The 13,710-nt window shown below is 33.5% G+C and carries 17 protein-coding genes; 5 read left to right on the top strand and 12 right to left on the bottom strand.

The genetic code is table 11. The annotated features are described in order from the left end of the window. Window positions 1–4 precede the first annotated feature (4 nt). The 3 genes from M2373_RS04785 to queG all read right to left on the bottom strand — a co-directional run bounded on the left by M2373_RS04785 (window position 5) and on the right by queG (window position 2,645). Window positions 5–649, bottom strand: coding sequence for a murein L,D-transpeptidase catalytic domain family protein (locus M2373_RS04785; RefSeq protein WP_259108151.1), 645 nt, complete (start codon window positions 647–649; stop codon window positions 5–7). A 5-nt stretch (window positions 650–654) separates the two neighbouring features. Beyond that, window positions 655–1,332, bottom strand: coding sequence for a TIGR02117 family protein (locus M2373_RS04790; RefSeq protein ID WP_259108154.1), 678 nt, complete (start codon window positions 1,330–1,332; stop codon window positions 655–657). 368 nt (window positions 1,333–1,700) lie between these two features. Beyond that, window positions 1,701–2,645 (bottom strand): tRNA epoxyqueuosine(34) reductase QueG, encoded by a 945-nt coding sequence (gene queG, locus M2373_RS04795; protein ID WP_259108892.1) that lies wholly within the window; start codon window positions 2,643–2,645, stop codon window positions 1,701–1,703. 105 nt (window positions 2,646–2,750) lie between these two features. Here queG and M2373_RS04800 point away from each other — a divergent pair, with 105 nt between their 5' ends. The 4 genes from M2373_RS04800 to M2373_RS04815 all read left to right on the top strand — a co-directional run bounded on the left by M2373_RS04800 (window position 2,751) and on the right by M2373_RS04815 (window position 4,992). Further along, entirely contained in the window at window positions 2,751–3,422 is a 672-nt protein-coding gene (locus tag M2373_RS04800) for a hypothetical protein (RefSeq protein ID WP_259108157.1), read from the top strand. 15 nt (window positions 3,423–3,437) lie between these two features. Beyond that, complete coding sequence (locus M2373_RS04805) at window positions 3,438–3,959, top strand: outer membrane beta-barrel protein (RefSeq protein ID WP_310468051.1); 522 nt, start codon at window positions 3,438–3,440, stop codon at window positions 3,957–3,959. Window positions 3,960–4,047: 88 nt separating this feature from the next. Beyond that, on the top strand, window positions 4,048–4,347 hold the full coding sequence (locus M2373_RS04810; protein ID WP_259108162.1) for a rhodanese-like domain-containing protein: 300 nt from the start codon (window positions 4,048–4,050) through the stop codon (window positions 4,345–4,347). A 30-nt stretch (window positions 4,348–4,377) separates the two neighbouring features. Further along, window positions 4,378–4,992: a hypothetical protein gene (locus tag M2373_RS04815; RefSeq protein WP_259108165.1), complete on the top strand. Its 615-nt coding sequence runs from the start codon at window positions 4,378–4,380 to the stop codon at window positions 4,990–4,992. Between the two features lie 6 nt (window positions 4,993–4,998). On the opposite strand, the gene M2373_RS04820 is transcribed toward M2373_RS04815, so the two are convergent. Beyond that, window positions 4,999–6,114: a TlpA disulfide reductase family protein gene (locus M2373_RS04820; RefSeq protein ID WP_259108167.1), complete on the bottom strand. Its 1,116-nt coding sequence runs from the start codon at window positions 6,112–6,114 to the stop codon at window positions 4,999–5,001. A 60-nt stretch (window positions 6,115–6,174) separates the two neighbouring features. Beyond that, the gene (locus M2373_RS04825; RefSeq protein ID WP_259108170.1) at window positions 6,175–6,375 is read right to left on the bottom strand and encodes a bacteriocin-like protein; all 201 of its coding nucleotides are present in this window, start codon (window positions 6,373–6,375) and stop codon (window positions 6,175–6,177) included. Between the two features lie 169 nt (window positions 6,376–6,544). Between M2373_RS04825 and M2373_RS04830 the strand changes: the two genes are divergently transcribed. Continuing rightward, the gene (locus M2373_RS04830; RefSeq protein WP_409013188.1) at window positions 6,545–6,886 is read left to right on the top strand and encodes a helix-turn-helix domain-containing protein; all 342 of its coding nucleotides are present in this window, start codon (window positions 6,545–6,547) and stop codon (window positions 6,884–6,886) included. A 4-nt stretch (window positions 6,887–6,890) separates the two neighbouring features. Here the strand turns inward: M2373_RS04830 and M2373_RS04835 are convergent, their stop codons facing one another. The 7 genes from M2373_RS04835 to mutY all read right to left on the bottom strand — a co-directional run bounded on the left by M2373_RS04835 (window position 6,891) and on the right by mutY (window position 13,624). Next, window positions 6,891–7,664, bottom strand: coding sequence for an alpha/beta fold hydrolase (locus tag M2373_RS04835; protein ID WP_259108175.1), 774 nt, complete (start codon window positions 7,662–7,664; stop codon window positions 6,891–6,893). 15 nt (window positions 7,665–7,679) lie between these two features. After that, window positions 7,680–8,624, bottom strand: coding sequence for a nitronate monooxygenase family protein (locus M2373_RS04840; protein WP_259108178.1), 945 nt, complete (start codon window positions 8,622–8,624; stop codon window positions 7,680–7,682). A 106-nt stretch (window positions 8,625–8,730) separates the two neighbouring features. Further along, window positions 8,731–9,231, bottom strand: a complete 501-nt coding sequence (locus M2373_RS04845) for a hypothetical protein (protein WP_259108181.1) — start codon at window positions 9,229–9,231, stop codon at window positions 8,731–8,733. Window positions 9,232–9,312: 81 nt separating this feature from the next. After that, entirely contained in the window at window positions 9,313–10,683 is a 1,371-nt protein-coding gene (locus M2373_RS04850; RefSeq protein WP_259108184.1) for a peptidylprolyl isomerase, read from the bottom strand. An 87-nt stretch (window positions 10,684–10,770) separates the two neighbouring features. Further along, window positions 10,771–11,694 (bottom strand): PfkB family carbohydrate kinase, encoded by a 924-nt coding sequence (locus tag M2373_RS04855; protein ID WP_259108187.1) that lies wholly within the window; start codon window positions 11,692–11,694, stop codon window positions 10,771–10,773. A 30-nt stretch (window positions 11,695–11,724) separates the two neighbouring features. Then, the gene (gene gldD, locus M2373_RS04860; RefSeq protein ID WP_259108190.1) at window positions 11,725–12,282 is read right to left on the bottom strand and encodes a gliding motility lipoprotein GldD; all 558 of its coding nucleotides are present in this window, start codon (window positions 12,280–12,282) and stop codon (window positions 11,725–11,727) included. A 295-nt stretch (window positions 12,283–12,577) separates the two neighbouring features. Further along, the gene (mutY, locus tag M2373_RS04865; RefSeq protein WP_259108192.1) at window positions 12,578–13,624 is read right to left on the bottom strand and encodes an A/G-specific adenine glycosylase; all 1,047 of its coding nucleotides are present in this window, start codon (window positions 13,622–13,624) and stop codon (window positions 12,578–12,580) included. Window positions 13,625–13,710 lie beyond the last annotated feature (86 nt).

Below are 13,710 nucleotides of genomic sequence, written 5' to 3' on the forward strand. Positions count from 1 at the left end.
AATTTTAATTATAAATCCACATTAAAACAGCTTTTTGAGAATTCTGAATCACAGGATCAATCTCTTTCATCGCATTGTTTGAAATAGTGGGACAACCCCAACCTTCGGGAGAACCTTTTGGAAAAACGTCATCATCACTCATCATATTCCAGGAATGAAAAACAATAAATCTTTTTAAAGCATTATTATTCGTTTCTTCCAGACCGTGCATCAGATATTTGATATTAATTCCCCAATCGCTGTGACCTCTGCCCTGCAGTTTATACTTTCCTAATGATGAAAGATGACTTCCGTCTTCATTACTAAATGACGGATTATCTTTTGAACCGTCCATACTCCACGGATTGTTGCCACAACCATGTCCTACAAGATATTTTTTTGAAATTGAAGCCGTTTTAAAGTCCCAGACCATAAACCTTTTCACCCCTGAATGAAGACTCATATCAATTAAAATACAAAAATCGGTATTCAGATTCTTTGCTTTGCAAAACAACAATGCTTCCTCTGCTTTGGATTTTGTTTTATCAGGATTAATTTCAGGCTTTTTTTCTACTTTTAAGAGTTCATCAACTGGCTGAACATTATTCTTTTTTTCTGTTTTACATGAAGACAACAACAGAAATGCAAAAATCAGACTAAAAATTCTCACTGAAATTATTTATAGTGTAAAAATATTCCATAATCGGAAGGAGTCCATAGGGCGGCTTTCTGATCTGCAGCTTTCAAAGCATCATTTGCCCATGTATTACAGGTATTTAAAAAACTGTATTTTCCTTTTGCATCATAAAATGCATCGTTATCACTGTACACGGCATTGGTAGGAATGAGTATAAAGTTACCGTTGGGATCTCTGTCAAATTTATCATCAACAAATTTCACCAATTTTTTATACTGATTTTTACTGATCATAATCTGCTTACAGTCGCTCCCTTCCTTAATTGTTCTGTAATACGTACAGTGCATGGCTGACTCGCTTAACCAGAAAGCAGCTTTAAAAGCGGTCGAAAATTTCAAATCTGCCCACGTCGGAGTATCCAGATAAAAGCCTTTGTCGCCCCATCCTATTCCCACGTACTGATAATCGGTTTTTTTTGATTTTGTGTTGGTAAAAGGGATTTTAGTACTCCAATCCTGAATGTCGGTTTTTACGGGCATTACAATATCAGTATGAACGCCATTGGTGTAAATATAAACAGGGATTTCTTTCTTCTGCCCATCCTCTTTTGCTGAAACTTCGATAAACGGCAATGCATATCCAGCAGCTACATACAGAACTACAATTCCCAAAATAATCCCTAAAGCTTTCAGTATGAGTAAAATCATCTTTTTCACAATCATGTTTTTAAATGAATTAATAAAATTTAATCTACAATTTTTCGTAAAAGTATTTGTTTTAATCGAAAAATATGCTAAATTTAGTTACGAAACACTCACAAATATGCGTAAAAATATAAAATCCCAAAAAAGATTTAAAATCAGAGTAAAAGTAGCTCCAAAAAGAGTACAGAAAAAACGTTGATTTTCGATGAGATATGTATCTCATGAAAGTCAATTTTTCTTTTTAGGAAAAGACTTTTAGCCCTTTTTATCTGAATAAATCTTCACCTCTTTACAATACAAAATGTAAGGAATGGTCGTTTACCCGCTATGGTTTTGGAACTTGTCAATTCCAAATGAGGATTTGTCACCAAAAATGGGAGCTATTTTTTATCCGAATATTTCTCTAAAAACTCAATATTACGCTTAAGTCCTGCGAACTTAGTCCTTTTCACGGGTGATTTTCTGAAAATTTCCGAGAATAATTCCTGAGTGAGCTCTTTCCATTCTCCTTTTTTAAAACTTTTCAGAGAATCGTTGGGTTTAAACCTGGTCTGATGATGAGGCGCCGAAAAACGGTTCCATGGGCAAACATCCTGACAGACATCACAGCCAAACATCCAGTCGTCCATTTTATCCTGAAAATAATCCGGAATTTCATTTTTTAATTCGATTGTAGCATATGAAATACATTTGCTTCCGTCCACTACTTTTTCTGAGATAATGGCATTAGTAGGACATGCATCGATACATTTCCGACAGGTTCCGCAGTGATCGGTCGTTTCATGATCAGGAACCAGCTCTAAATCACAAATAATTTCTGCTAGAAAATAAAAAGAGCCGTTCTGCTTTGTAATTAGATTAGCATTTTTTCCTACCCAGCCAATTCCCGATTTTTTGGCCCAGCTTCTTTCTAAAATCGGAGCAGAGTCTACAAAAACACGAAAGCCAAACTCCCCGATTTCTTCCTGTAATTCAGCTACCATTTCACGAAGAATCTCCTTGATTACCTCATGATAATCTTCGGCATAAGCATATTTGGAAATTTTAAAATTCTCCAGCGTTGAGATTTTATCTTCAGGAAAATAATTATAAGACAATGAAATCACCGATTTTGAGCCTTCTACCAATAATCTCGGATCGAGTCTTTTATCAAAATGATTTTCCATGTACTTCATTTCGCCATGAAAATTATTTTTCAGCCATTTTTCAAGATGACGGGCATCTTCTTCCAGAAAATCAGCTTTGGAAATACCACAGTTCTGAAACCCAAAACTTTTGGCTTTGGTTTTAATTAGGTGTGAATATTTTTCGGCATTCGGACTCATGATATAACATTGCAAAATTAAGATTATTTTATAATTTTGCCGGCGTTTAAAGACCTCATATTAAAAAAAGGAAAAAACCGCTTATAAAACTGTAAAATTAAAACCATGAAAAAACTAGGTCTGTTTACTGGACTCATTGCTGCTTGCTTCTTTAATGCGCAAATAAAATTCGAAAAAGGCTATATCATCAACAATTCGGGTGAAAGAGCCGAAGTTTTGATCAAAAATCTTGACTGGAAGAATAATCCTACAGAATTTGAATATAAAATTAATGAAGCTTCTGATATAAAAAAAGAAAATATCAAGCATGTACATGAATTCGGAATGGATCATGGTAACAAATACATCAGAAAGACCGTAATGATCGACAAATCGTCTGAACAGCTGAGCCACATGTCTGAAACAGGGGATCCAAAATTTGAAGAAGAAACTGTATTCTTAAAATATCTTGTTGAAGGAAAAGCGGATCTTCTTTACTATGAAAACTCTGATCTGAGAAAATTTTTCTTTAGTACAGATCATTCTGAAGTAAAACAGCTACTTTATAAGCCCTATTACATCAACGAATCTCAGATCACTTATAATCAGGAATACAAGAATCAGCTTGCCGCTCTGAAGTGCGGTATCGAAAAGAAAGAAATACAGAATGCCAGATATGAGCAAAAAGATCTTTCTAAAATATTCATGAAATATAATGAGTGCTCAAGCGGGCAATCGATTAATTACACTCAGTCTCCAGAGAAAAAAGACCTTTTTAATCTTAATATTAGAGCCTGAATCAACTCATCTTCTCTGAAAACTTATTACAGTTCTTACTCTACAACGGATGATACAAAATTTGACAATAAAATAGCTTTCAGAATCGGTGCTGAATTTGAATTTGTTTTACCCTTTAATAAAAATAAATGGGCTCTTTTTGTAGAACCAACTTACAATTATTATAAAACAGAAATAGAAACTACGATGTATCCGGGCACTTATTTTGAGCAAAAATCTAAAAGAAGCGTAGATTACAAATCTCTTGAAGTTCCTTTTGGAATACGTCATTATTTCTTTCTTAACGACAAATCCAAGATATTTGTCAATGCTGCCTATCTTATCGACTTTAATTTTAAATCCAATATAAAATATGATTATCTTGATCTGGAAGTTAATTCAGGAAATAACCTTATTTTGGGAGCCGGATACAAATACAACGACAAATTTGGAGTAGAATTTCGTGTAGGCACGCCAAGAACTTTACTAAGAAATTATATGGTGTGGGATTCTGATTATACAACGATGTCTTTAATCTTTGGCTATACTTTATTTTAATCGAAAGAAAAAATATTTGCTGATAGAAAAAATGATTAAAATTTTGCGTATTTTCGTTAATATTTAATGTTTAAAAATCAAAACAGTTATGTCTTTAACAGAAGTAATAAAATCAGGAAACTATGAATTAATCGATGTTCGTGAGCCAATGGAATTGGAAATGGACGGAAATATAGAAGGAGCTAAAAACATCCCTTTAGGAGAAGTGGAAAACAGACAAGACGAGATTTTGTCTATTGAAAAACCGGTAATTTTGTTCTGCAGAAGTGGTAACAGAAGCGGTAAGGCATTAGATTTTCTTAACTCTCAGGGATTAAAAGACGGCTATAACGGCGGAGGCTGGGCTGAATTGAAAGCAAATCTGGAAGCAAATCAAGGAACTTTTTAAAAGTTCCTTTTTTTATTTAAAAGAATTATTATGAATTTGAAAGAAAGATTTCAGCAAACCTGTTTTTCATTTACTCAGGATAAAAATATTATTGAAAAATCATGGATCGAAATTGAGAAAAAATATGCTGAAAAAGGCAGACATTATCACAATTTGAATCATCTTGAAAATATGTTTGCAGAGCTCGAATCTGTAAAAAATAAAATTGAAAACTTTAATATCCTATCTTTTTCTGTTTTCTATCATGATGTAATTTATAATGCATCCTCAAAAAATAATGAAGAAAACAGTGCCGATTTTGGAAAATTCCAACTTGAAAAACTAAATGTAGACCCTAGTTCTATCGAAAAAACCGTGCAACAAATTATTGCCACAAAATCCCATCAGCAGTCTGATGATTATGATACCAATTATCTTTTGGATGCTGATCTTTCAATCCTGGGAAAAGATCCGGAAACCTATCTGGATTACACAAGAAAGATCCGGAAAGAATATTCTGTGTACCCTGATTTACTCTATAAACCCGGAAGAAAAAAAGTTTTGAAACATTTTTTAGACTTGGAATATATTTTTAAAACCGAATATTTTAGAGAAAAATATGAAGTTCGGGCAAGAAATAATATTCAGATGGAGATGAAGAGTTAAGGATATCTAGAATTTATTTTTCAGAAAAACTTCCAGCTCTTTTGAAGATATATCTTTTGTAATAATTTTTCCTTCAGAATCCAGAAGAAAATTTGTCGGAAATTTTTTAATTTCAAATTTATCTGTTTCCGCGCCATTTTCGTCCAGAATATTTTGCCACTGTAATTTGTTTTCATTAATGATTTTTTTCCAATGGGCTATATCCTGAGTTCTATCAGAAGAAATACCAATATATTCAAAACCACTCTTATTATAGGAATCATATAAAGCTTTATACTTTGGAAGCTCCTCTAAGCATGGCTTACAATAGGAAAACCAGAAATCAACTAATGTATATTTTTTTCCTAAATTTAATGCTACTTTTTTTCCTTTGATATTTAATTGCGGAAAGGTTTTACCCTTTTCAAAATATTTCAGGGACATCAGATGATTATAAAATATATTTCCTACTGCTGATCCGGTTATTATTCTATCAAAGTTTTTGAAAGTATCTTCATAGATTGGCTTGTAAGTATTGGCTTTAAAAACCAGATTCCAAAATAATATGTAAGATCCTGGATTTTTCTTTGCATAATCTTTATATAAATCATCTTCTGTATCCATTATTTTTGCAAATGATTCCTTCAATAATTTTATACTGTCTTCATTTTTTATGCTTTGCTTTATAAGTAAATAATATTGACGATTTAGACTGTTTTTTTCTTCATGTATTGATTTAAAAAATTCATTAAAATTTGAGATATCATCATACAGGAGATTATCTTTTGAAAAATTAATGACTCCATTTTTAGCATTAAAAACGATATTCTGATCAGTCTTATTAAGATAAAAAATTTCTGAATTTATATAGCTTTGATTCTTTTTAATAATAATCCCAAATTTGTAAGGTCTGGGAAAATGATCTTCGATAGATTTTAAATTAAAAGTAAATATCCCATTTTCTATTCCTGCAGAATCCAGTTTTTTATATGTTTCCATATATTTTTGATCACATGCAGGAGCAATCAATAATGTATTGCTATAAGCATCAGATTCATCTTTTGCAACAACTGACAATAAGTTTTGTCCACAAACTGAAGCAAGGGAAAAAGTAAGTATAAAAATGAGAAGTATTTTTTTCATTATACTAATTTAAAAATGTCAGGAAAAAATTCCTGACATTCTATATTATTTTAATTAAGGTTAAAAACTTTTTGGTGGACAAGCACAACATTCTTCTCTTGGTCCGCTTCCCAATCCTAAGTCAATTGTAATAGATCCACATGCACACCATGAAGATCCGCCACATCCGCCAGTACCTAATCCTGGTTCAAGACCTACAGGTAAACGTCCTCCACTAATTTGTTTTAAGTCATCTCTCGAAATTTTCTTTAAATTTTTCATAGTTATAATTTTATTTATGTCACTATTGACATTTCAAAATTAATTATAAATTTTCCATACTATTAAGTATTTTTTTGCGTTTTTTTTGTAATTTTATTGATATTTTGCATTGAAAACGCAAAAAAAACAAAATCACAAACTAATAATGATTCAGGAAAAATTAAGATCCATGAGAAAAAAACAAGGAATATCTCAGGAAAAGATGGCTAAAATACTTTCTATAGATACTTCAAACTATTCCAGAAAAGAGCGTGGAGAAACAAAAATTTATAATGAGGAATGGCAAAAACTAGCTAAAGCGTTACAGGTTTCTATTAATGATATAAAAGCAGATGCAGAGGTAAAAACACCATCAATAGTCCAATTTGAAAACTCTATTACCGAAAAAAATTATTATAAAATTCCAGATTCAATAATAACAAATTTAGAAGATTATATAGATATTCTTAAAGATCAAATATTAAAACTTAAAGAAGAAAATCAAAATTTAAGAAGTAAGATTTTATCTTAATATTTTAATTCAGGATACTTTTTAGGAAAGCTTCACTTTTTGTCAAAACAGCTGAGGGAAGTTCCTTATGCGGAGTATGCCCAACATTTGGAATAATAAATTTTTCTGCAGTTCCACTTACCTGAGAGACTGTTCTTTCAACCTGGCCTAAGGTTCCGTATTCGTCTGCTTCCCCCTGAATGAATAATAAAGGGGAAGTTATATCTTTCAAAAGGTATTCGATATTCCAGCTTTTAAATCTTTCGCTTAACCATATTTCGGTCCATGCTTTTACGATCATTTCCACTTTATCACCGTGATATTTTTGCAAACGTTCCGGAAGATTAGTCGTTTGATATGCTTTTAAAGCATCTGCAACACCTTTTACCGTTATATCTTCCACAAAAATATGTCCGGCTTCGCAAATTAGTGCTTTGATTTTTTCTGGATACTTTGAGGCAGTTATCAATGCAATAGTCCCTCCATCACTATGTCCGAATAAAATGGCATCGTTTATATTTAATTCAGTCAGCAAATCATTCAGGAAATCTGCTTCCTGCTCCATATAATTATTATCACGTTCATGACTAAGCATTGGATACGACTTTCCATATCCCAGACGGTCATACATTAAAAAATTACATTCTGCAGCAGCTGAAAGTTTTTCGGGAAAATCTCTCCAAAGCTGTACCGAACCTAGCGAATCATGTAAAAATACGATCGTAGGTTTATTTTCAAATGAACTATTGTATTCTATATAAAGTTTTTGTCCGTTTACCTCTACTATTCTTCCTTCCATCAATTTAAACGTATATTATAAAGTAGGGTTATTTGCTTGCTGAAACTCTTTTAATAAATTTTCGAAGACCGTTTCTACCGGAAGAACATCATTAATCAATGCTGAAACCTGTCCGATTTCCAGTTCTCCCTCTTCCATATCCCCTTCAAACATTCCGCGTTTGGCTCTTGCCCGACCTAGTGAAGCCACCAGAGCTTCTGTATTTCTTCCAACATTATAAATATCTTCCAACTCACTAAAGAACTTATTTTTCACCATTCTTACGGGTGCCAGCTCTTTCAACGTAAGATGAGTATCTCCTTCATTCAATTCTGTGATTTTCTTTTTCCAGTTGTCGTGGGCACTGGCCTCAACCGTTGCTGCAAAACGGGAACCGATCTGAACACCGTCAGCTCCGAGGATCATTGCTGCTTTCATCTGAGAACCTAAGGCAATTCCTCCTGCGGCAATTAAAGGTTTTGAAATATGGTTTTTAACATTGGGTATTAAACAAAAAGTAGTGGTTTCGTCTCTACCGTTATGCCCACCTGCTTCAAATCCTTCTGCTACTACAGCATCTACACCAGCATCTTCACACTTCATTGCAAATTTTGTAGAAGAAACTACATGAGCAACCTTTAAACCCTCTTTTTGAAGAGTCTCTGTATAGGTCTTGGGATTTCCTGCCGATGTAAAAACAATCTTCACTCCTTCTTCCAAAATAATTTGAATCACCTCATCCAAATTAGGATAAAGCATGGGCACATTTACCCCAAAAGGTTTGTCAGTAGCCTGCTTACACTTCTGAATATTCTCCCTTAAAACATCCGGATACATACTTCCGGCCCCGATCAACCCTAAACCTCCGCAATTGGAAACCGCTGAAGCCAGCCTCCAACCCGAATGCCAGATCATCCCGGCCTGAATAATAGGATACTGTATATTAAAAAGTTGTGTAATTTTATTGTGCTGTGATTGCATGTCTTTAAGCTTTTTCGCTGAATTAAAATCTATAAAATTGCTCATAGCGTAAAAATACTAAAAACAGTTGTTTTCAGTAATAAAAAAATCAAATTAAATCAAGGAATTATTTAGAGATAAAGAGGTTTAAAGTTTCATCAATAACGGGGGCGATTTTAATGAAGTTTTCAACAAGCCCCGATAGATCATTCTGTATTGTGTCCTGTTTTAAGTTGATCCACCCTTCCATTAAGGTCAATGGACCAAACAGTATGCTTACATTATTCCAGTCTTTCTGATGTTTGATAAAACTATTCCTAAAACTTTGTGCAAAGTCTCTTCCTGCTATTTTATAACCTTTGAGCTTTCTAAGCTTTAAGGCGTGAATATTATAATACAAACGTTCTTCTTTGATCGTTTTATCATTGATCCAGACCGAAAAAAATATCCTGCCTGATGCATTTAACGGAGACAGAGGATTATCTGACCATTCCGGTTTATAGACTTTTAATGCTACAGATTCTAAAATAGTCTGCACAGACAGCCGGAGTCCTAAGTTGTCTAGTTCTTTTTGCGAAATACTATTACAAGCTTCTATAAATTCCTTTATATAAAAGTCATGATCCATTTCAGATTATTTCTATTAAAGGTAAGAACTTTCAAGAATCCAGAGCATAAAAAAACCTTCAGAAATCTGAAGGTTTTTATTTTATTTTTTTAGTGCGTCTTTCTTCCAGTTTCCTTTGAATTGGCAAGAATCGTAACGGCCGTCTATTGAGATAAATGTTGTTGAAAGTCTTGAGTTAACAAATTTTTCAATCATTTCATTTTTCTTTTTGTTAAGAGCCATCTGCTTTATTCTGTCGTAATCCGTTTCAAGTTTAATCTGGTGAGCAGGAATCACATCTTCGATTTTAATAATCTTTACAACTTTTCTCTTTCTCTCATCTTCATCATCAAAAGCAGTTGTAATATCTCCCTTATTTAAACCAGCCAATTCATAGCTGATTGTTCCCGGAACACTTTCTCTTTCGATTTTACTTGAACCGTCAGCACCAGGAATCAGACCTGCGTTAAATTTCGTTCTTTTATCGTCAGAAAACTTAAATGTTGCATCTTTAAATGTTATTTTCCCATCACTGATCAAAGTTCTGATACTGTCTAATTTAGTTTTAGCAGCTTTTACTTCATCATCAGTAGGCGTTGCCATCAAAAGAATATGTCTTGCATCATAGATCTTTCCTGATTTTTTCACTAATTGAATAATATGATATCCGAATTCAGTTTCAATAGGATCAGAAATTTCGCCTTCCTGAAGGTTTAAAGCCGCAGCTTCAAATGGCTTAACCATCTGTCCTTTTGAAATATTCTTCATTAAACCACCATTCGAGGCAGAACCCGGATCTTCAGAATAAATTCTGGCCTGGCTTTCAAAAGTTTCTCCTCCGGCAATATCTTGTTTTATTTTCTTAAGCCTGTTGATAAGATCTTGTTTATGAGCCTCTGTAAGCTTAGGATACATCATGATTTGAGCTAAAGATATCTCATCCTTGATCTCCGGAAGCTGCATTTTATAGGTTGTATAAAAATCTGTTACTTCATTTGGAGTAACGTCAGCTTTTTCTGTAACTCTCTGGTATTTTGCCTGTCCGTAATACGTATCAGTATCGATTTTTTCGATTGCATTTTTCATCTCATACCCTGTTCTGAACTTATAAGCCGCCAACATTGATTTTTCATCCGGGAACTGAGAAAGTAACTGTTGATATTTACCATTCGCCTGTTCTTTGATAGCAGCAGAACGGTTTTCAATCAAAGTATCTTTTTTTGCTTCGTATACCAAGAGTTTATTATTAAGAAGATTTTCAAGGAAATCACACTTATCAATATTAGAAGCTCCCTGCTGTTTTGCATAATTCATCTGTTCATTTACATCAGACTCCAAAACAATTTCATCACCGATTACAGCAGCAATACCATCCACTAATTCTCCCGGTTTAACCTGAGCTTTCATGCTATTTGTAGCAAACAACATCACAAAAACTCCAAAAAGAAAAGTGATCTTTAGTTTATTTATCATTTTACTATTTTAAACAAGTTGCAAATTTAGAATTCTTAATGAATTACACTAAATTTTTTATTATAAATATTTCTTAAAAAGAGGTATTTATTGTACTTCTACATCAAAAGTCGTCAATTCTTTAAATTGTCTCAATCTGCTGAACATATCGGCTTCGGTAACTTCTTCGATTCTTTCGGTTCCGAATTTTTCAACGGTGAAAGATGCCATAGCAGATCCTACGATTAAAGCAGACTTCATCGTTTCAAAATCAATCTTTCCTTTTTTAGCTAAATAGGCTGCAAAACCTCCCGCAAAAGTATCTCCGGCTCCGGTAGGATCGAAAACTTCTTCCAGGGGAAGTGCCGGAATTGCAAATACTTTACCGTCATGGAAAAGTAAAGCACCGTGTTCTCCTTTTTTAATGATCACATATTTTGGACCCATTGTATGAATCTTTTTTGCTGCTTTTACTAAAGAATATTCTCCGGAAAGCTGTCTTGCTTCTTCATCATTGATCGTAATCACATCTGTTTTAGCAATCATATCCATCAAAATATCCCAAGCAGAATCCATCCAGAAATTCATCGTATCAAGGATAACCAATTTCGGGCGTTCGTTCATTTTTTCAAGAACTGATAATTGTACACCCGGGTGAAGATTTCCTAATAGCAAAATCTCCGCATCCTGCATAGAATCAGGAATTTTTGGATCAAAGTTTTCTAAAACGTTAACTTCTGTTACTAAAGTATCTCTTGTATTTAAGTCGTTGTGGTATTTTCCTGACCAGAAGAACGTTTTACCTTCTTTTACGATTTCGATACCTTCGATATTTACATCTCTGTCTGTAAACATATCAAGGTGTTCTTGTGGAAAATCTCCTCCTACTACAGAAACGATTCCGGATTTTACGCCTAAAATAGACGAAGTGATCCCGATATACGTAGCAGCACCTCCTAAAATTTTATCTGTTTTTCCAAATGGCGTTTCGATTGCGTCAAATGCAACACTTCCTACAACTAAAAGTTTCATATTTTTTTCAAAGTATATTTTAAAAGTAAATTAATTTTTCCATTCAAAAGTATCCAGCAGATGTTTCATATCTTTTTTGATATAATCTACTGCAGGAGCCAAAGAATCAGGTTTCGGTCTTGTATTAAAGTATAAGTAGGCAGTCACGAAATGTTTCGAACTGTCTGTAATGTAAAATTGAAGATTTGAAGCGCTCTGCCCTTTCAGTTCATAAAAATTCCCGTACACCTTTTTTTCAGGATATTCGAAAGATTTGGTATCTATTGAGCTGGCTTTTATCGTGTGTTCATACACCATTTTCTCCGCCTCCTGAATGTGTGATGCAAAATCATTCTGTATCGGGTAATATGTTACAAAGATTTTGGCCTTCATTTTAGGATAATTCAAATAATACCAACACGGTTTTTTGGCATCTGTAATTTTCGCAAAATCAGAATATTCGAAAGTATAATTACAGTTGTTTTCAAATTTCTGATATTTTGGGGCCGGGTACTCTAAACGAAGCTCACCATACGGCTTCGGAATAGGATCTTTCCCACAAGACACCAAAAATAAGGCTACAAAAATAAAAATGGCGTTTTTAAACATTTTGCAAAAGTACAAATTAGATTTCAGATTTCGGGAGACAAATTTCAGGATTTCAATGGGTTTTATAATTGATTTTGCTGAATTTAAATTTTGTTTTAAAATTTTTGAGAATATTTGTTTTTTAACGCAAAGGACATTGAATTATTTTGACGACTACACGTTTTAATTTTACAAAGGCGTTTCACTTAACTAAGAATACAAAGATTTTAGCCGTTTCCATTCTGAATGAAATGCAGTGAAGAATTTCTATTCATATTCTTATACCCCATCTTCCAGCCTCAAACTTCCATCCCTTTTAAAGAATCCTATACGCCATATCATAATTTTGAATATAATTTTCTAGCGGTTTTGGAAAAGATCTGTCGTGAGAACCTTCAACATCGGTTACAGTAAAATTATTTTCAGTGATAAAACTTTCCCAGATATCTTCAGAATCAACCTCAACATTAAAAATTTCAATGCTTAAATTTTTGTGTGTCAATTTATGATTAACTGTTTTTACACTTTTAATAAAAGGAATCAGTTCTTCGGTAATTTCAGGTGGAAATTCGAATAATTTTTTCCAGATAAAATCATCTTTTCTTTGCTGAATTAAAAACCGTCCGTTTCGGTGAACGAAATAATATTTTAAGTTTAGATCTTCTGCTTTCACCTTTTTGGTCTTAACAGGAAATTCAGAAACTTTATCTAATGAAAATGCCAGACAATCTTCATTCAAAGGACATTCGTTACACAAAGGATTTTTAGGTTTACAAACCTCTGATCCCAAATCCATCATAGCCTGATTAAAATCGCCCACATTTTCAGGTAAAATCAAATGAGCCAGCTCTGAAAAATAACTGAAAGCTCTGGAATTGGAAATATCGAAATCATCTGCAAAAATGCGGCTTAAAACTCGATAGAAATTTCCGTCAACAGCAGGAATTTTGCCATCAAAACAGATACTTGAGACTGCCGCAGCTGTATATTTCCCTACTCCTTTCAGCTGTAAAATATCATCATACTGCTTCGGAAAACGGCCATGATAGTCATTCATAATCTGTTGCGCTGCCTTATGAATATTAATCGCTCTGGAATAATATCCCAACCCTTTCCAATACAGCAAAACCTCATTTTCTTCAGCTTCTGCCAACGTTTTTACATCCGGAAATCTTTTAATGAAATTGTTGTAGTGCCCTAGCCCCTGACTGATTCTTGTCTGCTGAAAAACGATCTCGCAAATCCAGATTTTATAAGGATCTTTTGTTTGTCTGAAGGGCAAATCACGCGCATTTTTTTTATACCAAATCAGGAGTTTGCTGCCAATGTGTCTGAGGTTTGAATCTTGTTTTGTCTTTTCCAAAGGTTTGTCTGCTACATTTTTTTAGTGTTTCTACAAGCTCAGCATGACATCGCTAATACTAACTGTTTCTATTCGTATATTGTAAC

The organism is Chryseobacterium sp. JUb7 (assembly GCF_024806495.1).
In the GTDB taxonomy this organism is placed as follows: domain Bacteria; phylum Bacteroidota; class Bacteroidia; order Flavobacteriales; family Weeksellaceae; genus Chryseobacterium.

What these genes read in the sequence shown, in the direction of transcription:
- M2373_RS04810 (WP_259108162.1), top strand. Translation starts at nt 4,048, where the DNA reads ATGTCTTTAACAGAAGTAATAAAATCAGGAAACTATGAATTAATCGAT.
- M2373_RS04820 (WP_259108167.1), bottom strand. Translation starts at nt 6,114, where the DNA reads ATGAAAAAAATACTTCTCATTTTTATACTTACTTTTTCCCTTGCTTCA.
- gldD (WP_259108190.1), bottom strand. Translation starts at nt 12,282, where the DNA reads ATGTTTAAAAACGCCATTTTTATTTTTGTAGCCTTATTTTTGGTGTCT.
- M2373_RS04800 (WP_259108157.1), top strand. Translation starts at nt 2,751, where the DNA reads ATGAAAAAACTAGGTCTGTTTACTGGACTCATTGCTGCTTGCTTCTTT.
- M2373_RS04815 (WP_259108165.1), top strand. Translation starts at nt 4,378, where the DNA reads ATGAATTTGAAAGAAAGATTTCAGCAAACCTGTTTTTCATTTACTCAG.
- M2373_RS04835 (WP_259108175.1), bottom strand. Translation starts at nt 7,664, where the DNA reads ATGGAAGGAAGAATAGTAGAGGTAAACGGACAAAAACTTTATATAGAA.
- M2373_RS04845 (WP_259108181.1), bottom strand. Translation starts at nt 9,231, where the DNA reads ATGGATCATGACTTTTATATAAAGGAATTTATAGAAGCTTGTAATAGT.
- M2373_RS04850 (WP_259108184.1), bottom strand. Translation starts at nt 10,683, where the DNA reads ATGATAAATAAACTAAAGATCACTTTTCTTTTTGGAGTTTTTGTGATG.
- M2373_RS04830 (WP_409013188.1), top strand. Translation starts at nt 6,545, where the DNA reads ATGAGAAAAAAACAAGGAATATCTCAGGAAAAGATGGCTAAAATACTT.
- queG (WP_259108892.1), bottom strand. Translation starts at nt 2,645, where the DNA reads ATGAGTCCGAATGCCGAAAAATATTCACACCTAATTAAAACCAAAGCC.
- M2373_RS04840 (WP_259108178.1), bottom strand. Translation starts at nt 8,624, where the DNA reads ATGCAATCACAGCACAATAAAATTACACAACTTTTTAATATACAGTAT.
- M2373_RS04855 (WP_259108187.1), bottom strand. Translation starts at nt 11,694, where the DNA reads ATGAAACTTTTAGTTGTAGGAAGTGTTGCATTTGACGCAATCGAAACG.
- M2373_RS04825 (WP_259108170.1), bottom strand. Translation starts at nt 6,375, where the DNA reads ATGAAAAATTTAAAGAAAATTTCGAGAGATGACTTAAAACAAATTAGT.